The sequence below is a fragment of the Acinetobacter kanungonis genome (assembly GCF_009939195.1).
In the GTDB taxonomy this organism is placed as follows: Bacteria; Pseudomonadota; Gammaproteobacteria; order Pseudomonadales; family Moraxellaceae; genus Acinetobacter; species Acinetobacter kanungonis.
Window position 1 is genome coordinate 438,990 of the sequence record NZ_JAACKC010000004.1, and the last position, 21,282, is coordinate 460,271.

Annotated in this window: 21 protein-coding genes and 1 pseudogene; 7 read left to right on the forward strand and 15 right to left on the reverse strand. The window is 43.0% G+C overall.

The window, feature by feature from the left end:
* Window positions 1-3 precede the first annotated feature (3 nt).
* From paaG to paaA, 7 genes are all read right to left on the reverse strand, one after another.
* Window positions 4-795 carry a 2-(1,2-epoxy-1,2-dihydrophenyl)acetyl-CoA isomerase PaaG gene (gene paaG, locus GWK51_RS10285; RefSeq protein ID WP_161933621.1) on the reverse strand — a complete coding sequence of 264 codons (792 nt, stop codon included), beginning with the start codon at window positions 793-795 and terminating at the stop codon, window positions 4-6.
* Window positions 795-1,565: an enoyl-CoA hydratase-related protein gene (locus GWK51_RS10290; RefSeq protein ID WP_161933622.1), complete on the reverse strand. Its 771-nt coding sequence runs from the start codon at window positions 1,563-1,565 to the stop codon at window positions 795-797. Before GWK51_RS10290 ends, paaG begins: the two co-directional genes overlap by 1 nt.
* Window positions 1,566-1,586: 21 nt before the next feature.
* Window positions 1,587-2,645 (reverse strand): 1,2-phenylacetyl-CoA epoxidase subunit PaaE, encoded by a 1,059-nt coding sequence (gene paaE / locus GWK51_RS10295; protein WP_161933623.1) that lies wholly within the window; start codon window positions 2,643-2,645, stop codon window positions 1,587-1,589.
* A 67-nt stretch (window positions 2,646-2,712) separates the two neighbouring features.
* On the reverse strand, window positions 2,713-3,213 hold the full coding sequence (paaD, locus tag GWK51_RS10300; RefSeq protein WP_100242700.1) for a 1,2-phenylacetyl-CoA epoxidase subunit PaaD: 501 nt from the start codon (window positions 3,211-3,213) through the stop codon (window positions 2,713-2,715).
* Window positions 3,214-3,238: 25 nt separating this feature from the next.
* Entirely contained in the window at window positions 3,239-3,994 is a 756-nt protein-coding gene (gene paaC, locus GWK51_RS10305) for a 1,2-phenylacetyl-CoA epoxidase subunit PaaC (protein WP_161933624.1), read from the reverse strand.
* 17 nt (window positions 3,995-4,011) lie between these two features.
* Entirely contained in the window at window positions 4,012-4,302 is a 291-nt protein-coding gene (gene paaB / locus GWK51_RS10310) for a 1,2-phenylacetyl-CoA epoxidase subunit PaaB (RefSeq protein ID WP_016167097.1), read from the reverse strand.
* A 30-nt stretch (window positions 4,303-4,332) separates the two neighbouring features.
* A complete protein-coding gene (gene paaA / locus GWK51_RS10315) occupies window positions 4,333-5,277 on the reverse strand; it encodes a 1,2-phenylacetyl-CoA epoxidase subunit PaaA (RefSeq protein ID WP_161933625.1) in 945 nt (314 codons plus the stop codon).
* A 262-nt stretch (window positions 5,278-5,539) separates the two neighbouring features.
* Here paaA and paaZ point away from each other — a divergent pair, with 262 nt between their 5' ends.
* The 5 genes from paaZ (at window position 5,540) to GWK51_RS10340 (ending at window position 11,549) form a co-directional block, all read left to right on the forward strand.
* Window positions 5,540-7,648, forward strand: coding sequence for a phenylacetic acid degradation bifunctional protein PaaZ (paaZ, locus tag GWK51_RS10320; protein ID WP_161933626.1), 2,109 nt, complete (start codon window positions 5,540-5,542; stop codon window positions 7,646-7,648).
* Between the two features lie 193 nt (window positions 7,649-7,841).
* Window positions 7,842-9,287: a spinster family MFS transporter gene (locus GWK51_RS10325; RefSeq protein WP_161933627.1), complete on the forward strand. Its 1,446-nt coding sequence runs from the start codon at window positions 7,842-7,844 to the stop codon at window positions 9,285-9,287.
* A 317-nt stretch (window positions 9,288-9,604) separates the two neighbouring features.
* Window positions 9,605-9,901, forward strand: coding sequence for a hypothetical protein (locus GWK51_RS10330; RefSeq protein WP_161933628.1), 297 nt, complete (start codon window positions 9,605-9,607; stop codon window positions 9,899-9,901).
* Between the two features lie 491 nt (window positions 9,902-10,392).
* The gene (locus GWK51_RS10335; protein ID WP_161933629.1) at window positions 10,393-10,965 is read left to right on the forward strand and encodes a helix-turn-helix domain-containing protein; all 573 of its coding nucleotides are present in this window, start codon (window positions 10,393-10,395) and stop codon (window positions 10,963-10,965) included.
* A 32-nt stretch (window positions 10,966-10,997) separates the two neighbouring features.
* On the forward strand, window positions 10,998-11,549 hold the full coding sequence (locus tag GWK51_RS10340) for a GNAT family N-acetyltransferase (protein WP_161933630.1): 552 nt from the start codon (window positions 10,998-11,000) through the stop codon (window positions 11,547-11,549).
* A 70-nt stretch (window positions 11,550-11,619) separates the two neighbouring features.
* Here GWK51_RS10340 and pobA read toward each other — a convergent pair whose 3' ends face one another.
* Window positions 11,620-12,834 carry a 4-hydroxybenzoate 3-monooxygenase gene (gene pobA / locus GWK51_RS10345; RefSeq protein ID WP_161933631.1) on the reverse strand — a complete coding sequence of 405 codons (1,215 nt, stop codon included), beginning with the start codon at window positions 12,832-12,834 and terminating at the stop codon, window positions 11,620-11,622.
* A gap of 141 nt (window positions 12,835-12,975) precedes the next feature.
* Here pobA and GWK51_RS10350 point away from each other — a divergent pair, with 141 nt between their 5' ends.
* Entirely contained in the window at window positions 12,976-13,791 is an 816-nt protein-coding gene (locus GWK51_RS10350) for an IclR family transcriptional regulator (RefSeq protein WP_161933632.1), read from the forward strand.
* Window positions 13,792-13,950: 159 nt separating this feature from the next.
* On the opposite strand, the gene GWK51_RS10355 is transcribed toward GWK51_RS10350, so the two are convergent.
* Complete coding sequence (locus GWK51_RS10355) at window positions 13,951-14,547, reverse strand: hypothetical protein (protein ID WP_161933633.1); 597 nt, start codon at window positions 14,545-14,547, stop codon at window positions 13,951-13,953.
* Between the two features lie 265 nt (window positions 14,548-14,812).
* On the opposite strand from GWK51_RS10355, the gene GWK51_RS10360 reads away from it, so the two are divergent.
* Complete coding sequence (locus GWK51_RS10360) at window positions 14,813-15,733, forward strand: IS5 family transposase (RefSeq protein ID WP_161933634.1); 921 nt, start codon at window positions 14,813-14,815, stop codon at window positions 15,731-15,733.
* A 325-nt stretch (window positions 15,734-16,058) separates the two neighbouring features.
* Here the strand turns inward: GWK51_RS10360 and GWK51_RS10365 are convergent, their stop codons facing one another.
* The 6 genes and pseudogenes from GWK51_RS10365 to GWK51_RS16645 form a co-directional block, all read right to left on the reverse strand.
* Entirely contained in the window at window positions 16,059-17,384 is a 1,326-nt protein-coding gene (locus tag GWK51_RS10365; RefSeq protein ID WP_161933635.1) for an NAD(P)/FAD-dependent oxidoreductase, read from the reverse strand.
* Window positions 17,385-18,362: 978 nt separating this feature from the next.
* Window positions 18,363-19,556 carry an ABC transporter permease gene (locus GWK51_RS10370; protein WP_161933636.1) on the reverse strand — a complete coding sequence of 398 codons (1,194 nt, stop codon included), beginning with the start codon at window positions 19,554-19,556 and terminating at the stop codon, window positions 18,363-18,365.
* 38 nt (window positions 19,557-19,594) lie between these two features.
* Window positions 19,595-19,867, reverse strand: a complete 273-nt coding sequence (locus GWK51_RS16630; protein WP_235941122.1) for a hypothetical protein — start codon at window positions 19,865-19,867, stop codon at window positions 19,595-19,597.
* Complete coding sequence (locus GWK51_RS10375; RefSeq protein WP_235941123.1) at window positions 19,825-20,547, reverse strand: efflux RND transporter periplasmic adaptor subunit; 723 nt, start codon at window positions 20,545-20,547, stop codon at window positions 19,825-19,827. Before GWK51_RS10375 ends, GWK51_RS16630 begins: the two co-directional genes overlap by 43 nt.
* 5 nt (window positions 20,548-20,552) lie before the next feature.
* Window positions 20,553-20,702, reverse strand: coding sequence for a hypothetical protein (locus tag GWK51_RS16635; RefSeq protein ID WP_235941125.1), 150 nt, complete (start codon window positions 20,700-20,702; stop codon window positions 20,553-20,555).
* Between the two features lie 90 nt (window positions 20,703-20,792).
* A pseudogene (locus GWK51_RS16645) lies at window positions 20,793-21,262 on the reverse strand (ABC transporter ATP-binding protein); the annotation flags it as partial.
* Window positions 21,263-21,282: the final 20 nt, after the last annotated feature.

The window sequence follows — 21,282 nt, forward strand, 5'->3', positions numbered from 1 at the left end:
GTTTTAGCAACCTTTATATTCTGGAGTACGCTTTTGCATAAAGGCTTGTACGCCTTCACGGTAATCGCTTGAACGACCTGCCAAACGCTGTAAATCACGCTCTAGAATCAACTGCTCATCCAGATTATTGTGTGCAGCGGCATGAATGGCTTTCTTAATCAGCGATAAACCATAAGTCGGTTGCTTCGCCAAATGTTCAGCCAATTTTTGTGATTCAGCTTTCAAGGCATCATCTTCAACCACTTGCCAAATCATGCCCAATTGCACCGCTTGTTCAGCAGGAATTTTATCGCCCAACATGGCTAAACCCATGGCCTGAGCACGACCGACCAAACGTGGCAGGAACCATGTCCCACCAGAATCTGGCACCAAACCTAAACGGCAAAACGCTTGGATAAAGGATGCTGATTTTGCAGCAACCACCAAGTCACATGCCAAAGCAATATTGGCACCCGCACCTGCAGCTACACCATTTACGGCACAGATCACCGGTTTTGGCATTTCAGTAATCAGTTTGATTAATGGGTTGTAATATTTTTCAATCGACAAGCCTAAATCTGGTGAATCGGCATTTGGGTCAACCACACGGTCATTTAAGTCCTGACCTGCGCAGAAACCACGACCTTCAGCAGAAATCACCACTGCACGAATCGTGCTGTCTTTAGACCACGCTTTAAGTACGCTCGAGACTTCTTTGTGCATGGTTTCATTAAAGCTGTTGAGCTGCTGTGGACGGTTAAAGGTGAGATAGCCCACTGCATTTTTTTCTTCAACAATAACTGTTTGGTATTCCATTACACACCTCTAAATTCTGGTTTTCTTTTCTCTAAAAACGCATTAATGCCTTCTTGACGATCTTGCGTCGCCGCCAACCAAACAAAATGCTGACGTTCCAGCTTTAAGCCTTGGCTTAAGGTCACTTCATGAATCGATTTCAAAGATTGCTTAATCACGCGGATCGCCAATGGCGCTTGTTTGGCAATTTTTTCCGCCAATTCCACGGCATATTGCACGGTTAAACCGACTGGACACACTTGGCTGGTAATGCCATGTTGCAGAGCTGTTTGCGCAGAAATCATTTCACCCGTCATCGCCCAACGCATCGTCAATTGCTGTCCGACCAAACGTGCTAAACGCTGTGTGCCACCTGCACCTGGCAACATCCCTAAACCAATTTCTAGCAAAGCAAATTGTGCATTTTCACCCGCAAGCACGATGTCTCCATGCAGTGCCAATTCAAAGCCCGCACCAAAGGCATAGCCATTGATCGCCATAATTAGCGGTTTAGAAAACTCATCAATACGCTTCCACAACTGTGGACGCAGGTCCTGCTGAATGCTGACCACATCCAGCTTGGACAATTCATTCAGGTCTGCACCTGCAGCAAAGCATTGTGAATTACCAGTAATCACCACCACTTTCACTGCGCTATCCGCTTCGAGCTGTTGTAGACAATCGGCAATTTCTTGCAAGGTGGCATTGTTTAAAGCGTTACGTTTTTCAGGTCGATTCAGTTCAATCAGTACCACGCCCGATTTTGGAGAACTGGTTTTAATGTATTCCATGCTGCAGCTCCTTGTTCAGACTTATTCGTCAAAGCTCAAACGAACATTGGCTGACGTTGGTAATGCCTGACAGCTCAACACATAGCCTTTCTCAACTTCATCTTGTTCAAGGCTATAGTTGATCGCCATTTCGACCTGACCTTCAAGCACCTTACATTTACAGGTTGCACAAACACCGCCTTTACATGCATACGGTAAGTCCGCACCTGCACGCAGCGCTGCATCTAAAATGCTGTCATCTTGTTTAGACACTTCAATGATCAGTTCACGACCATCCAGAATAATGTTGACCTTTTCTTCGCTACGGCTTTCGATCTGCTGTGCAGTTGCACGTGGCGCAGTGCCTGTATTAAAGCGTTCAGTGTGAATTTTGCTACGTTCAATGCCAAATTCTGGAAGTACAGTTTCCACAGCTGTCATCATTTCTTCTGGACCACAAGCAAAGCAATGATCCGTGTCGGCATTAATCAATTCAGCCTTAAACAATTGCTGTAATTTTTCTGCATCAATACGACCATTAAAAATTTCACTGTCGTTCATTTCGCGAGAAAAGATGTTGATCAGTTGCAAACGCTCTTTAAAACGATCTTTTAAATCCATGATTTGTTCTGCAAACATGGTTTGTTTCCAAGAACGGTTGCCATAGACCAACGTGAACTGCGCATCCGCTTGACGGTTGAGAACCGATTTCACAATCGATAAGATTGGGGTAATGCCACTGCCCGCGGCAAAGCCAAGGTAATTTTGACCACCGACTTTCGCGGCTTTTTGGAAGAACACGCCTTGAGGTGGCATCACTTCAAGCACATCACCTGCCTTTAAGTGATCATTCGCCCACGTTGAAAATTGACCCTGATCAATTTTCTTAATCGCAATGCTCATGTCTTCTGCCACATCACTACAAATCGAGTAGCAACGACGTAATTCACCTTCATCCGTCATATGACGAATCGTTAAGTGTTGACCTGGTTGATATTCAAATGCAGCAAACTGCTCAGGTGCCAAATCAAATGCAATGCAAATTGCCTGTTCAGTTTGTGGCTGAATGGATTTAATCGTTAATGGTACAAATTGGCTCATCTAAAATTCCCTCTTTCTTTTCGATTTTTCAATGTGTGAGACATGGGTTCTTTGCAAATGTCTTGAATTAAATGCACTTGAAATAATCGAAAGGTTCTAAGCAGTCTTGGCAACGATATAAGGCTTTACATGCTGTCGAACTAAATTCACTTAATAATTTGGTGTGCTGACTGTGGCAACGCGGACATTGAATGCCATCGGTCAAAGCGACATGCGTACCACAACTGTGAGAATTACCCTGCGGCGGTGCAATGCCATATTGCTGCAATTTTTCTTTGCCAGCTTCACTCATCCAATCCGTGGTCCAAACTTCAGAAAGATCCACCACCACTTTTACTGGCGTCAAACCTTTGGCTGCAAAGGCTTGGGTAATATCTGCCGTTAAGACATCCGTTGCGGGGCAACCGCTATAGGTTGGCGTGAGTCGCACGACAATTTCATTCTGGTCATTGAGTTCAACGCCACGAATCATGCCTAAGTCGAGTACTGACAAAACTGGAATTTCAGGATCAGAGACCTCAGCCAAAACACTCCAGCATTCATCTGCGACATGTCGAATTAAATTCATACGACTCACTCCCTGTGATTTCGTCTTACCAAGCCATATTTGGATATGAACGTTGCATATATTGCATTTCTGCCAAGATGTAACCGAGGTGTTCAGTGTGCAGTCCTTGTTTTGCACCACTACGGTATGCACCTGTTTCTGGCAGACTGAGTTGCATACGTGACAATTCTGATTGCACGGTCTCCAACCATTGATCTTTTAAAATCTCAAGATTTGGAATCAGACCTGTATCCACCAACTGCATTTCAGCAGCGCTAAGTTGGAACAATTCTTGGGTGAAACGCCACAACTGATTGATACCTTGTTGGGTTTTCTTATGTGCTTCGGTAGTGCCCAAGCTCAAACGCTCCATCCATGTGGTCGAAAAGCGCAAGTGGTATTTCACTTCTTTTAAAGATTTCATTGCAAATGCAGACACATCGGCATGGCTACTGTTGGTGAGTGCCGCCAATAACAAGGCATGGTAGTGATCCATCAACCATTGACGCACGATGGTTTGGGCGAAATCACCATTCGGCTGTTCAGCCAACAATAAATTACGGTATTCACGTTCGGTTCTGAAATACGCCAGTTGGTCCTCATCACGACCTAAACCTTCAATCTGACCTGCAAGGCTTAAAGCTGTGCGTGCCTGACCCAACAAATCTAGACCAATATTGGCTAAGGCAATGTCCAACTCTAGCTCTGGTGCATGTCCGCACCATTCTGCCAAACGGTGTGACAGGATTAATTGGCTATCGCCCACATGTAACAGGAATTCTGCTAAAACTTGTGTACTCATCGTTTTTCTCCCTTCCCTTACATGTGCTCAATGCCATCTGGAATGTTGTAAAACGTTGGGTGGCGATAGACCTTGTCTAAAGACGGATCAAAAAATTCTGGTTTTTCATCTGGTTGAGAAGAAGTAATCAGTTCAGATTTCACCACCCAAATGCTGATGCCTTCATTGCGACGTGTATACACATCACGTGCATTTTGCAGTGCCACTTCATCATCCGATGCGCGTAAGCTGCCCACATGACGATGACTTAAACCTTGTTTGCTGCGAATGAACACTTCGTAAAGTGACCAGTTATTTTTGTTATCCATGACCTTATTTCCCTTCATCTCTGATCTGAATTAAGCAACTTTCTGTGCTTGCTGCTGTTCTTGCTGTTTCTTGGCATACACTGCGGCAGATTCACGTACCCATGCACCGCCTTCCCATGCCTTACGACGTGCTTCAATACGCTCGTGGTTACATGGGCCTTTACCAGCAATCACGTCAAAGAATTCATTCCAATCCACCTCACCAAATTCATAATGACCTGTTTCTTCATTGAATTTTAAGTCTGGATCTGGAACGGTAAGGCCTAGTTGCAAGACTTGTGGCACGGTGTTGTCGACAAACTTTTGACGCAATGCATCGTTACTGAATAATTTGATTTTCCATTGCATGCTTTGCGCACTGTTTGGAGAATTATCATCACTTGGACCAAACATCATGAGGGCTGGCCACCAGAAACGATTCACCGCATCTTGTGCCATTTGCTTTTGCTCTTCAGTGCCGTTCGCCAATTGCATCATGGCTTCAAAGCCTTGACGCTGGTGGAAACTTTCTTCTTTACAGATACGCACCATGGCACGCGCATAAGGACCGTAAGAGGTACGGCAAAGTGCAACCTGGTTCACAATTGCAGCACCATCAACCAACCAGCCAATCGCAGCAACATCTGCCCAAGTCAGTGTTGGGTAGTTAAAAATCGATGAATATTTCATACGACCTGCAATGAGCTTATCCATCATGTCATCACGGTCAGCCCCTAAAGTTTCTGCAGCACTATAGAGGTATAAAGCATGTCCAGCTTCATCTTGTACTTTTGCCAACAATACTGCTTTACGTTTTAACGAAGGCGCACGCGTAATCCAGTTGCCTTCTGGCAACATGCCAACCACTTCAGAATGGCCGTGTTGACCAATTTGGCGAATTAAAGTTTTACGGTAAGCGTCTGGCATCCAATCCTTTGGTTCGATTGAAATGTCCTTTTCAATGCGCTGATCAAACGTTTGTTGTTGGTTATTCATTTTTTCCCTCACTTATCCCAAGTGTTGATACGACTAAATTAAAACGATACATAAATAAAATCAATATTAATTTTAAAGTATCATTTAATTAAAATTTCATTTTTTAACCAAGCCATTGTTTTTTATGTATTTATTTAAAATATTTTTTTGGTTTGTTTTTTTTGCATACGAATTACGATTGACTTTTACACGTTTTAATACCAAATTATGAAACATCAAAACTAAAAAACATCTTAAAACGTATCATAAAAGGAGTTTTACCATGCTAGAGTTAGAAAACAACTCAGTGGAGCAACACGATACAACTGAAGACAACCATGCTCAGGGACTTAAAACCCTAAGCTCATTGGTGTATGGACAAGAATATTCATCTCAGGCGGAATTGCGTACGGTTTATCATGCCATTACAGGTGAAGCGATCTACCAAGTCAGTAGCCATGGCATCAACACCAAAGCCGTTGTGGACTATGCGAAAAAGCAAGGTTCCACCATTGCCACATGGACCTTCCACCAACGTGCCAACGCCCTGAAACAAGTAGCACAGTATTTATTAGAACGTAAAGAACACTATTACGAGCTGGCAAAAGCAACCGGCTGTACCCGTAAAGATGCATGGATTGATGTTGAAGGTGGTATTGGAACCTTATTTGCTTATTCAAGCCTTGTACGTCGTGAACTGAGTGATGAAACTGCGCTGGTTGAAGATGCATGGATTCCATTATCGAAACACGGTAATTTTGGTGCCAAACATATTCTAACCTCTAAAGCCGGTGTGGCATTGCATATTGATGCCTTCAACTTCCCAATCTGGGGTATGTTAGAAAAAATTGCACCAACACTTTTAGCCGGTGTGCCATGTATTGTGAAACCAGCAACTGAAGGTGCTGAACTGACCCATGCCGTGGTGAAAGACATTCTGGCAAGTGGTTTCCTTCCAGAGGGTTCGTTACAGCTCATCTGTGGTCAAATTTATGATTTAATTGAACAATTAAATCCACAAGATACTGTTACATTTACAGGTTCGGCAGCAACAGGTCAAAGCCTACGTGCAAATCCACACTTAAATCACTATTCAATTCCATTCTGTATGGAAGCAGATTCTGTTAACAGTGCTATTTTGACTGAACAAGCCAACGATGAAACCATCGATTTGTTTGTCCGTGAAGTGTTCCGTGAAATGACGACGAAGGCAGGTCAAAAATGTACTGCAATCCGACGTGCCTTTGTTCCAGCAGCATTACTCGAAACCGTTCAAACACGCTTAGTAGCAAAACTACAAAAAGTGGTGGTGGGTGACCCTGAAATTGAAGGCGTGACAATGGGTGCGTTGGCGAGCGTGAAACAAAAGTTCAGTGTCGCTGAAAAAGTGGAACAACTCAGCCAAGATGCCAAAGTAGTATTGGGTAGCCACTTACGCCAAGATTTCCAAATTCAAGCTAAAAATGTAGATAAAGGTGCATTTTATCCACCAACTTTGCTTGTTTGTGAGCAACCAACTCAAGCTCAGCATATTCACGAAGTGGAAGCATTTGGTCCAGTTTCTACCTTGATGCCATACCAAAATCTGGCTGAATTGGCAGATTTAGTGGCGCGCGGTGAAGGCAGCTTGGTGGCTTCTGTAGTCCGTAATGTGGATGAAAATATCGAAGCCTTGATTACCAAAATTGCCCCATGGCATGGTCGTGTACACATTCTGGATGCGGAAAGCGCGAAAGAAAGTACAGGTCACGGTTCACCATTACCGTACTTGGTGCATGGTGGTCCAGGTCGTGCGGGTGGCGGTGAAGAACTCGGTGGTTTACGTGCCGTGAAACACTATATGCAACGTACCGCTTTGCAAGGTTCGCCTAATGCCATGACCCAAGTCGGTCATAGCTGGACAGCGGGCGCGCAAGTGTTCGAAGACCGCGTACATCCATTCAAGAAAGACTTTGATGAACTCCGCGTGGGTGAACGTTTACTCACGGCGCGTCGTACCGTGACTGAAGCTGACATCGTGAATTTTGCCTGCTTAAGTGGCGACCACTTCTACGCCCACATGGACAAAATTGCTGCGGCAGATTCACTGTTTGGTGATCGCGTAGCGCATGGCTATTTCATTGTCTCTGCAGCCGCTGGTCTGTTTGTAGATGCCGCAGCAGGTCCAGTGATTGCCAACTACGGTATGGATAATCTGCGTTTTGTAGAGCCTGTGAAAATTGGCGATACCATTCAAGTCGAATTGACCTGTAAGCAAAAAACACCGAAACCTTTACGTGACCCTGAGCAAAAACCACATGGTGTCGTGGTATGGGACATTAAAGTCAAAAACCAGCGCAACGAATTGGTTGCAACTTATGACATCCTGACCTTAGTCGAACGTGCTGCATAAGCATGGCATACCATAAAAAGGGAATCATATGATTCCCTTTTTTTGTATTTAAAAAATAAATGTATCTTTTTATAACAAAATGATTGACCGAATCATTTTAAAACCGTAGATTAAAAATAAGACGATACATAATAAATATAATATTTAAAAATTTTGTATCAAGTATTTTTAGACAGTCAGCACAGGAAGTTGCATGATGAATGATAAATCAATCGATATAGAACTGGTTGAAAGGACGATTCAACCACAAACTCAAAATTTTGAACACCACCCAGTTTCAGAACATTCGCCTACACATGAGCCAACGGCACAAAGCCGTAGCAGCGCCTACCACTGGTATGTGGTGGTCATCTGTATGGTGGCGTACATTCTTTCTTTTGTAGATCGTCAAATTTTATCCCTGATGATTGAACCGATTAAACATGACCTGATGCTGAGTGATACCCAATTCAGCTTGTTGCAAGGTCTGGCATTTTCATTGTTCTATGCCTTTATGGGCGTACCGATTGCCGCACTCGCAGACAAGAAATCACGCATTAAAATTATTTCCATCGGGATCGCCTTCTGGAGTTTTGCTACGGCGGCTTGCGGTCTGAGCAAGAACTTTCTACAAATGTTCCTGTCACGCCTTGGTGTCGGTGCAGGTGAAGCTGCGCTCTCTCCAGCGTTTTATTCCATTGTTGCCGATCTTTTTCCGAAAGAAAAACTCGGTCGTGCCCTTGGTCTATATGCGATTGGGGCATTCATTGGTTCAGGGCTTGCCTTCCTGATTGGCGGTTACGTGATTGGTTTACTTAAAAATGTAAACTTGGTGACTCTGCCAGTGATTGGTGAAATTAAAACTTGGCAACTGACCTTTATGATTGTCGGTTTACCCGGGGTATTATTGGCGTTGTTGATGATTTTGACGGTACGCGAGCCTGAACGTAAGGGTTTAAAAATTGGTCAAGATGGTCAAGTGGTAAAAGCCTCTTTCAAGAACTCGATTGCCTTTATTAAAACTCATAAAAAGACCTTCTTCTGTCATTTCATCGGTTTCTCTTTTTACACCATGATGCTGTATGCATTACTTGGTTGGGCACCTGCGTTCTATATGCGTAATCATGGTTTGGATGCGAGCCAAACAGGTTATATCCTCGGAATAATCATTTTGGTTGCCAATACTTCTGGGGCTTTATTCTGTGGTTGGTTGATCGACTGGTTCTCTAAACGTGGCTACAGCGATGCAGCGATTCGTAGCGGCATGATCGGCTGTGCAGCCCTGATTATTCCAAGCGTCTTGTTTACCCAAGTGGATAACATGTACCTTTCGTTTGCGCTAATTTTTGTGGCAATGTTCTTCTCGACTTTCCCGATTCCAGCTTCTGCCGCAGCGACTCAAATGCTCACGCCAAACCAGTTACGTGCGCAAGTTTCTGCCAAGTTCCTTTTGGTTTCAAACTTGATTGCATTAGGCATTGGCACCACGGCGGTTGCGTTAATTACCGATAAGTATTTCCAAAATACCGTGATGGTGGGTAATTCAATTTCGATTGTCAATGCTATTGCTGGTGTACTCGGTACGTTCCTATTGTATAAAGGCTGCCAATATTACCGTGACAGTATTCAGCTTGAGAAAAACGCTGAACACGCACAATAATTTCTCATGCCTCAATCAAATTAAGCGAAAGGTTCTCCTTTCGCTTTTTCATTTTGAATAATCAAGGCAAGACGCCTTGAATCGGCCTATTTTCAACCCATCATTGAGCAGAAATCACTTCTACCCCCCGCGCATATTCTTATTCTAATAGACACCAGATTCTCACAAACAAATGAACAGAGAGTCGTATCTAATTTGTACACTTTAAATGGGTTCTAACATTTTGATTTCTTATAATCGCCATTATTTAAAATGGAGACATTTAGAGGAAACATCTGTTTTAATAGTTCAATCATAAGCCCTATATGAAGACAGATATGTTTAATAGTTATTCTCCGAGTAATCAAGATAATGGAATATTTATAAAATCAAGTAAATTATCATCATTAGAGGCTATATTACTTCAGTTAAATAAAGACCTTCCAGAACATATTCAACCTCATGAACTAGTATCAACTATACAGGATCTATTGAATTTTAAATGTGAGGAAGAGATGTATAAACGTCTAAACTTATCTACATTAAAAAATAAGTTTAAAGATGATAATGATTGGGAGCTATTTAAAAAGTTATTGGTTTATATCGTCCTTCAAAATATAGATCTGAATAAATAATTAGCCGTTATCTTAAACAATTCTAATCTTGATTATTGGATATTATGTTTATTTTATCTAAAATTAACATATTGCACGTTATATGCAATTTAATTTTTTACCCATATAATTCAAAAACTTAATTGACTAAATAAATCCCAACACAGATGTCTTGGGATTTTTTAATAGTTCATCATGTTCCATAATTACTTATTAAACAATGTTCCACAGTTTGTGTAGCCTCATTTACTCCTAAAAGATAAAAATTATCCAGATGAATGAAGAATAGATGTCCAAGTAGTTAATGATTTTTCAATAAGATATCAATCCCATCTTCATTCACGCTTCTTGATGATTTTTCAATAAATTCCAGTGATCTGCTATTAATTGATCTCGATTCCCGTATACGAAACTATACCTTCAGGATATTGCTTGGCGTCATTTTGCGGCATAAATCTAGTATCTTAAATTATTTCTAATATACTAGATTTAAATTCTTATCAGATGCCGACATGGATATACATCAACAGATTTCACAGCGTATTCGTGAACTGCGTCTAGCACGTGGCTATACCTTGGAAGAACTCGCGGCACGCAGTGATGTCAGCCGCGCCATGATTTCCATGATTGAACGTGCCACCGCCAACCCGACTGCGGTGGTATTGGATAAACTGGCGAATGGACTGGAAGTTTCACTGGCCAGTTTATTCGGTGGCGTGGAATCCTCTGCATCCTTTGATCCACTGTTACGCCATGCCGAGCAACCAGTTTGGCAAGATCCTGAATCTGGCTATATTCGGCGTAGCCTTACCCCTCAGGCTTCGAAAACTTCAGTGCAACTGGTCGAAGTGCTTTTTCCCGCACAGGGGCGCATCACCTACGACGTCACGCAACGTGATCATGCTATTCAACAGCAAATCTGGATCATCGCTGGGCAATTGCAGATTCAACTGGGTGATCAAACTTATCAACTGTATCAGGGCGATTGTCTTGCCATCTGTGTAGATCGCCCCATTATTTTTAGCAATCCAAACGCAGCACCTTGTCGCTATGTATTAGCGATTGAAGATGGCAAAACCCCATAAATATTTCCCCTTATTCCTGCTTGGAGCCTGCAATGTCGCAAAGTGAAGCCACTGCAACCGAATTTAAACTGATTGACTGTAATGAAACCGAGCATGCCGCTGCCATTTTAGAAATTTTGAATGAGGCGATTTTGAATTCCACCGCCCTGTATGACTATCAGCCACGCACACTGCAAAGTATGCAAACATGGTTTGCCACCAAACGGGAGCAGCATTTTCCCGTGCTCGGCATCATCAACACCGCAGGGAAATTACTGGGCTTTGCCAGTTGGGGGAGTTTTAGAGCCTTTCCTGCCTATAAATACACGGTCGAACATAGTGTGTATATTCACCCTGAACATCGCGGTGGTGGGCTCAGTAAAATCCTGATGCAGGCATTGATTGAAAGAGCACAACAACAGCAATTACATGTGATGGTGGGCTGTATCGATGCCGACAATGCTGCCAGTATTCAATTACACCAAAAGCTGGGCTTTACCCATTCAGGCACCATTCAGCAGGCAGGATTTAAATTTGGTCGCTGGTTAGACGCGGCATTTTACCAACTGACACTCACGACTCCGCTACATCCTCAGGATGGTTAAACTCAATTGCAGATAGTTTAAAATAAAAATGAGAGCACAAAGCTCTCATTTTTATGCTGTAACAAACCATTTAACTGGCTTGCTGAAACTCACTTAAATGCTTAATTTCATAAGGTAAACCGACATAATTTTCTGCCAATGTGGTTTGCCCTGCATCTGAGCCAAGGATATAGCTCAATTCTGCCTGTTTAATCTTATGATCAAACTCGCTTTCGGTTTCAAAACGATGCAATAAATGAGTCATCCACCAAGAAAAGCGTTCTGCTTTCCAGACCCGTTGCAAACATTTTTCCGAATATTCATCGATGCCCTGCTCGGAGCCATCTACATAATACTGAATTAAGGCACTGGATAAATAGGCAATGTCTGAAGCCGCCAAATTCAAGCCTTTAGCACCTGTTGGTGGAACAATATGTGCAGCATCACCAGCCAAGAACAGTTTGCCAAAACGCATTGGCTCGGTCACAAAGCTACGCAATGGCGCAATGCTTTTTTCAATGGATGGACCTGTAACGAGTTTTTCTCGACTTTCAGGGTCTAAGCGGTTTTTCAATTCCTCCCAGAACTGTTCATCTGACCAGTTGTCGACATGATCGGTCAACGGCACTTGTAAATAGTAACGGCTGCGGGTTTCTGAACGCATACTGCATAAGGCAAAGCCACGTTCAGACTGCACATAAATCAATTCATCTGCCACAGGCGGTACATCAGCCAATACGCCTAACCATCCAAAAGGATAGACTTTTTCAAAGGTTTTAATTTTATCTTCAGGCACACTGGCACGGCACACGCCATGAAAACCATCACAGCCAGCAATGAAATCACACTCAATTTGATAGGACTGATTTTGATATTCAAAAGTCACTTTCGGCTGCGTATAAAAATCATCAACCTGTACATTCTGTGCTTCATAGTACGAGCTTAAACCCGCTTGCTCACGGGCATGCATTAAATCTTTGGTGACTTCGGTCTGACCATACACGGTCACTTGCTTGCCGCCTGTCAGTGCAGCCAAATCCACTCGATGTTTTTGTCCTTGGGTCAGGATTTCAATACCTGAATGCGGTAAACCGTGGGCTTTAAGGTTTTGATCGACACCTGCTTCGGTCAACAAATCTACCGAAACCTGTTCCAAAATCCCTGCACGGATACGCGATGACACATAGTCAGCACTGCGTTGCTCAATAATGACATGCTCAATCCCAGCTTTATAGAGCAACTGCCCGAGGAGTAATCCTGCGGGACCTGAACCAATAATCGCGACTTTTGTTTTTACAATTTCCATGCTGTTCATCCTTGTTCGTTCCTGATTTCAGATTACGCTGGGATGTTTTTTTGAGCTATATCGCCATATTGAAATTGACCGTATATCATTAGAGTTGTCCGCATATCGGACAAAAGCAATTCATTTTTCAGGATAAGCCGTATGGAAGCTGAGCAGAACAAGGTCATACATCCACATTCACAAGACGAGATACTGCAAGCAGACTACATTGCAGGTTTAGCCAAAGGCTTGCATATTTTGGAAGCCTTCGGAGTCGATCGACAGCGCCTGAATGTGACCCAAGTGGCTGAACGCACAGGCATCAGCAGGACTGCAGCAAGACGACATTTAAAAACTCTGAAATTTTTAGGCTATTTGGATACCGACGAACACTATTTTTGGCTTACCCCACGGGTGTTACGCTTTTCCAGTGCCTATTTAAGTTCGGCGCATCTTCCAAAAGTGGCGCAATCCTTACTCAATTTACTCTGTGCGCAAACTTCTTTGACCTTTTCCATGGTGGTACTGGATGAACATGAAGTGGTGCCGATTGCCCGCAGCTATTTGCCTCAACAAGACCAGTTTCGCGTCAACCCTTATGGTATGCATTTAGGCAATCGCTTGCCTGCGCATGCCACCTCGACAGGTAAAGTTTTATTGGCGGCGTTATCGAAAGATGAACAACAAGCGTGGGTAGAAAAATACGGGCTGAAACGTCTAACCCCACTGACGATTACCAATAAGGATCAATTTTTTACTGAACTCGAAAAAGTCGCTTTATCGGACTATTGCCTGTCGAAAGAAGAACATGAGTTAGGCATTATTGCGCTTGCAGTACCCGTATTAAATGCGCAAGGTCAAACCATTGCTGCAATTAACTGTATGTCACAGAGCAACCGTACCAGTGAAGACTATCTGATTCAGCAGGTGTTACCGTTGTTAAGGCATGCTGCCAACGAATTACGTGGTTTAATTTAAACGCTACAGCGGCTTAAATCTAAGCCGATATTTACATGTAATATCCACCCCAGAACAGGTAACTAAACTGACATCCATCTGAATAACCATACAAAAAAACCACGACAATTGCGTGGCTTTTTTTCTAAGAGAGAAGATAACAAGATGTGGGATGCCTACTTATTTCACAGGAATCATCAGATGTTGATAAGGCGTACCTGACCACATGATATAAGGGACAGTGGTATCTGGTTGCGCACTTTTTGGATACATATCATAAAAACTTTGTGAAGCGCCCACGATCATGACGTGAGGTCCAGTTTGTATCCAATGATTGTTCGCACTTGGCTTGGTGGCATAAGGGTCTACATTGCTCGCATCAGTCCCTCCCATGAGCATGTACATAAATCCCACTTTGCCTTCAACGGGTTTGGTGTGCCCAATCCAAGCTTCTGCCCATGCTAAAGCGGCGGGATCCATACACATAGGGTCTGGTCCAGGAGTGGCTGGGTTATCTGGCATACAGGTAAAATTATTTTGTCCTTTGCGTAGGGTCCGCATTTTACCTTTTGCATCCATCGCAACAATTTTTGCTTCTGCACTGACATTAATCGGTGCCGCACTCATGGCACTAATCATTGCTTTTTTATCATCTGCTGAAAGTGAACTTTGCATCGATGCTTCCATACTTGAACCTCCATGGGATTCCATTGCGAAAGCCATCGGGGTCAATAAAGAAATACATCCAGCGGTGATTAAAAATTTAAGGAAATTCATGGCATATCCTCCGATTTTGAGGTGAGCTGTGTCATGCAAACTTCCGTTCTGCACTACACCTGCCATAGCTTTATAAATGGAATGAAATTCAAGATTATCATCCTTATAGAGTCTATTTTTTAACCATGGCTAAGCGAAGTCAATATCATGGATACCTTATATTACAAAAACAAAAAATTTAAATAAAAATCAGAATCATGATGCTTCATCTGGCTTTGTTGCACAAAGCTGTTCGTAAGCTCTAATTCAGCAATATAATTTCCGAATGAAGCAGCCTACACCTAATATCTACCGTACAATCAACTGGTCCAAATACAATCAAGCCTTAATTAATCGAGGAAACATTTCGATTTGGTTTGATCCTAAAACTCAATGGTACGCTCAACCAAAAAGTAAACATGGTCGAAATCAAACTTATTCTGACGCAGCCATCCAATGCTGCCTAATGATTAAATCCTTATTTCGACTCTCTTTACGTATGGTCACTGGCTTTGTTCAGAGCCTCATTAAACTTTGTAGATTAGATTGGATAGCACCAGATTATTCAACTAATTTTAGAAGACAAAAGCATATTGATATTGCAATTCGCTATCAAAAAAGTCGTGATGGTCTCCACCTACTCGTCGACTCTACTGGCTTGAAGTTTTTAGGTGAAGGTGAATGGAAACGAAAGAAACATCAGCCTGAATATCGTCGCCAATGGCGTAAACTTCACATTGGTATAGATGCTGAAACGCTGCAAATACGGGCAGTTCAGCTCACGACAAACAATGTCAGTGACTCACAAGTACTCGGGGATTTACTTGATGAGCGGATTAATTCAGTCTATACAGATGTGGCTTATGATACGAAACACTGCAGAAAAGTCATTTCAGATCGACAGGCATATGCGGTGATTCCACCAAGAAAAAATGCGAAGCCTTGGAAAGACAAAAAGCTGAGATCTTTAGAGAGAAATGAATTGTTGAAAACGGTCAAATGCCTAGGAAGAACAATTTGGAAAAAGTGGTCTGGGTATCATCGCCGAAGCTTGGTAGAAACTAATAAGATGCATTGCATCAAATTATTAGGGGATAAACTCAGTGCGAGAAACTTTCAAAGCCAAGTGAATGAGATTCATGCACGTGTGGCAGTATTAAATAAATTTACGGAATTAGGCCGACCTCATACCCGAGTTGTGTCTTAAATTTGACCAGCTCAGAGTAGCTTTAATTTTTAAATCTTTGTGCAACAAAGCCACTTTGACACTAAAACTCTAATTTAGGCCTTTAATGTCAAAATTGGATGAAAGGAGGATTGCATGTTTGTTGGCTAAACCTGAGCCTCTGATCACTCTCAATGTTTTTCACAATCGACATTCAGTTGGATCAATTTGAATAACGATTGATTTTTAAAAGGCTTAAACCCTTGCAGTTTAAACCTCTCTTGACTCTCAACCGCCAATTGCTTAGCGATTGAGTCTGTTTGTAAAACACTTTCTTCTTCAAAAAAATGTATTTACTTAGTCTCAATCAATGCATTTTTAATTGTGGTCGAGAAGACTTGGCTAAGACATCTTTTAACATCAAAATGCCTGTTTTAAATAACCCATGCAAGGCGATTTGATGGAATCGATATAGTGACATATACATCATGCGCGCGATAAAGCCTTCAATATTAATATTACCCATCACATGTCCCACACTATTTCGATCGCTTAAAGACACCAAGGATCCTTTGTCTTTAAAGACGAACTGTGGCAAAGGTTGCCCCATAACATAAGCCGATAACGCCTTTTCTAAAAAAATGGCCTGTTGATTTGCCACTTGTGCCCGTGGTGCCAAAGGACGGTCCTTACCCTCTGGGGTATAGCTTGCACAATCCCCCATCGCGAAAATGCAATCATCGCGGGTCGTTTGCAAAGTAGATTGAACTACCAATTGATTGATTCTATTAGTTTCCAAATCGGCAATGTTCTTTAAGAAATCAGGCGCCTTAATGCCCGCAGACCAAACCTTTAAGTCCGCTGGTAATTGTGTGCCATCCTCAAAATAAATATGCGTTGCATCAATTTTCTTCACTCGGCTCTGAGTTCGCACATGGATACCCATGTTGAGCAACTCTTCCTCAGCCAAACTGGAAATTTTGGCGTTCAATGCGGGCAAGACACGATCCGCCGCCTCAATTAAGGTAATCTGCACATTGTCGGGTTTGATACTATCCAAACCATATTTGCAAAATTGATGTGCGGCAAAATCCAGCTCGGCGGCTAACTCCACCCCCGTAGCACCCGCGCCAATAATGGCGATATTCAGTAAACTCGGCTTTTCATTTTCGATTAAGCTATTGGCTTGTGCTTGCAGATATAGATTTAAAAACTCTTTTTGCAAGTAGTCAGCTTGCGCACGTGAATCTAAACACACGCAATGCTCTTTAGCACCTTCAGTATTAAAATCGTTGGAGGTTGAACCGACTGAAACCACCAAAACGTCATAGGCAAGCGCGCGACTGGGTGCGATTGTCTCCCCCTGATGCGAACTTAATTCTTCCAGTTGAATGGTTTTATGGGTCCGATCAATATTAATCATTTTCCCCAAATAAAACTCAAAATTATTCTTCTTGGCATGTGCAAAGTAATTCAATTCATCGTCATGAGAATTTAATGTGCCCGAAGCCACTTCATGTAAAAGTGGTTTCCAAATATGCGTAAGCGTAGCATCCACCAAGATAATCTCGGCTTTATTTTTCTTGCCTAAACGATTCCCAAGGCGTGTCGCAAGTTCTAGTCCACCTGCGCCACCACCGACAATCACGATCCGCGTTTTACACTTTTTGTTTTCACTATTTTTCAGCAGCATAGCTGTTTCTCCAATTGTTTGATGGTTATGAAACATACGACACATAGCCATCAAATAATTGTCTCAGGAATGAGCATCCTTCAAGATGTTTCAAAATGTATCCTAAATATTTAAAATAAACAAGAGTGATAGCCAACATTTTTTCAGAAAATGTTTATACTTTAAGGTGACAAAAATCATCGTTAAAGCTTTATTTTAAGAATCATAAAATTTCAATTAAAACCATGATATATATCTGTTTTATAAAATTTTATTAACTAAATTTAACTTTAAAATGACTGTTCAAAATCCATGACTCATCTACAAAAATGCCATTATCTATCACATGGAGATAATATTGACATTTAAGAAAAAATAAATTTTTTATTATTCAATTACATCATTCTTTAAGCTCAAATAAGCTTGCAGTGACTCAACATCCGTTTAAATGAACGTCCACCAAACCAGCATAAATAAATTTTATTTAAAATAAATATTTAACAAATTTAATCAAAAAGAAAACTGATCACAGCCATTTTTATGGATGATTCTTTAATTGCTGAACATCATATTTTGAGTTAAGAAGGGACTGAATTCGACCATGCGCATCCAATTGAATGTCTGGCAAAAGTACATGCTAATTTTATGGTAACGGTCTTATCTCAAGTTTATTCATGAACTTAGAAAATATGAAAACAATAAACTTACGTAAGTTACATCAGTTACATCAGTTACATCAGTTACATCAGTTACATCAGTTACATCAGTTACATCAGTTACATCAGACCGTTTACCTTATTGCGCAGCTCTTGATCAATGACTTGCTTCAGGAAAGACTAAAACTTTTATTCGATTAGTTTTTAATGTTGTACTGGATAGTTTGCAACCTTAGCAAATAGATTTAGAAGTTTTCAAGTTCTTCTTTATCTTATCAGAAAGAACCCGCCAACTCCTCTTTGCTGTCATGTCTACTAAACCAAGGAGACATCACAAATCCACTCAGCGTCCCGAAAATACTTGGCTTGGTTCCATTTTCAATACAGGACGTACGCTCAGTGCAGCGGCAACCACACAAACCAACACAACCATCACGGCACCCAGCACTGGCGTAAACCACATCATCCGAAATGGATATCCCGCCATTATTGCCATTTGCCCAATCATGGCACAAAGTCCCAGCCCAAGCCCCGTTCCAAGAAGTCCACACAGCCCTGCCTGAGCAAATACCATGCTTAAAAGCAGTTTCGGTGTGGCTCCCATCGCACTGAGAACCGCATAATTCCGCAGGTTTTCGTTGGTAAACATATAAAGCATGACACCTGTTACACCAAAGCCGACAGACATGGCCAAGGTGAGCATTGCACCGATGTCCCCCACATCTTCAGAGTTCAGCAGAAACCAATGCACCGTATCGGATTTAAACGCGGTCGATGTTCGTGCACGCAACCCCGTTGCCGACTCAATGCGCACTGCCAAGTCCTCGGGATGCTCTTTCGGTGCCGCGGTCACCAGCACGAAGGTCAGTTGACGTCGTTCTGGCGGCAAAATGCGAATTGCATTCGAAAAAGTCGTATAGAGCAACGGACGTGGTGGGAATCGAGGCAGTCCTTGCGATTGCCCTAGAATCCGTACGCTATGATCATTTAGGAGTAATTCATCGCCTGTGGTCAGTTCACGGGTTGGCCCATCAAAATCTATTTTACCTTGTGGCAGTTGCTCCGAAATTTGCATTGCAGTTTCCAACTTACCACTGGTTCCCCCTGCATCAATCACCACAGCATCAGGAACTCTCAGCAAGCTAGGCATTAGCTTATTTTGGATGCTCGGCATGCCAAGCAAAGTTGCATCATCGACACCAATTACCTGAAAGGGCTGATAGCGCCCATCTGGGAAGCGGACATCTGCCGTGGCAAACATCAGCGGTACAGCTGACTGCACCCCTGCTACACTGCGGACTCTAGCCAATGTTTGCAAGGACATATTGGTGGTTTGCTCCACTGAAGTTACCGCAGGATCCATCACCCATACATCTACAGAACCATTCTCAGAAATGGGTGCATAGCCGCGCGTCATGATTCCAGCGAAGTAGGATGCCGCGAATGTCACTAAGAATGAGGTAAAGGTAATACCAAAGATTAAACCCACATATTTGGCACGATCACCCAGCAGCATTTTTAAGGCTATACGTAACATTGGGGTACTCCTTCAATGCATGCAGATAGTCTGGATCCTCACAAGACCTTCGTAGAAGATGCCGCTAATGTGGCTTGAGGCTGTTTGCCATTTGAGGATGGATTCGCTTGGGTTTCAATAAATACATCGACTTGCTGCCCAACATAAATGGGCAAGGTGCTGTGATCAAAACTATAAATAACCTGCAAGGCACGGGTGTCGACCCGCTCGGTGCTATCGCCCGTCAATGAGGTTTTGGGCAGCACATAGGGATCCACGCGTTCAAATTTCAGAGCGGTGTGTAAGTTTGGATTACCCCGTACAAATGCCACGGCATATGCGCCTGGCTGGATGCGCCATGCATCATTTTATCAATGTCAGCACGTACAAATAGCCGATCATCATTGCCTAGCAACATCGAAGAGTCACTGGGTGCACCACCTTCTAAGAATGCACCGATACGAATCTTGTTTTGTAATACTCGACCACGAACTAATGCACGTACAGTATAGCGTTCAATATCCATCTGTATTTGCTTGACTTGCGCTTGGGCTGATGCCAGCTCAGCTTCGGCAAGTTTGACTGCAAAGCGCCGATTATTTAACTCCTCGACGCTGATCGCACGTTTATCCGATAAGCTGTTCGCGAGTTCGAATTGGCTCTTGGCTTGCGCCAAACGTGCTGCAATTTCTGAGACTTTCGCTAGGGCTGGTATCAGTTGCGCTTGCTGTTCACGATCATCAATCTTAAATAACTTATCACCAACCTGCACTGGGCTGCCTTCATGTACATACAGCTCGACCACAACACCAGACACAGGCGTGCCAACTACGATATTTCCAGTACTCGCCTCGATAATCCCTGCTCCAGCCACATAGCTCGGGAAAGGTGATTTTGGCGGTTGAACGATTGGTTGGGATGATGGGGATTGCCTATTGCCAATCAGTACCATCGTCACGGCAAGCAGTAAACCAATCAGTGCGAGTATGGGGAGCAAGTATTTACGCATCATTGTACTTACGCCTCCTCGGTTTGAATGCTTATATCAGCAATCTTGCCATCATCCATGTGTGCGATTCGGTCAGCAAACGCATAAATACGCGTGTCATGTGTCACGACGACCAGAGCACGATCTGGCGCTTGCGCCACATTGCGCAAGATCTGCATCATGGCATGTCCCGTGGCATGATCCAGACTACTCGTTGGTTCGTCACAAATAATGATTTTAGGCTCATGCACAAGCGCACGCGCGATGGCGACACGCTGCTGCTGTCCACCACTGAGTTGACTGGGAAGTGCATCTTCGCGTCCCGAAAGTCCAATCTGATCAGAACAATCCGAGCACGTTGCAGGGCAACCTTGCGCTCTTCGCCGATGATTAATAGCGGCACAGCAACATTTTCAGCAATGCTCAATGAGTGAAGTAAGTTAAAAGTCTGAAATACAAAGCCTATCGAGATTCCGCGAAAACGTGCGCGCTCAGCTGTGTTCATCTCTTCCAAGTCTTTGCCGAGTATGCTGCATGTGCCTGCGTCGCGTTTTAAAATCCCCCCGATAATTGAAATTAGGGTTGTTTTTCCGCAGCCAGAAGGACCAGCCAAAATCAGTAACTCCCCGCGGTAGACCTCAAGATTGATCCCTCGCAATGCGGTCACTTTGGCTTCACCGACACCATATTCCTTGATGATACCAGAACACTTGATGAGGACATCCTGACTCGACTTCATAGTTGTTATCCTTATGTCTG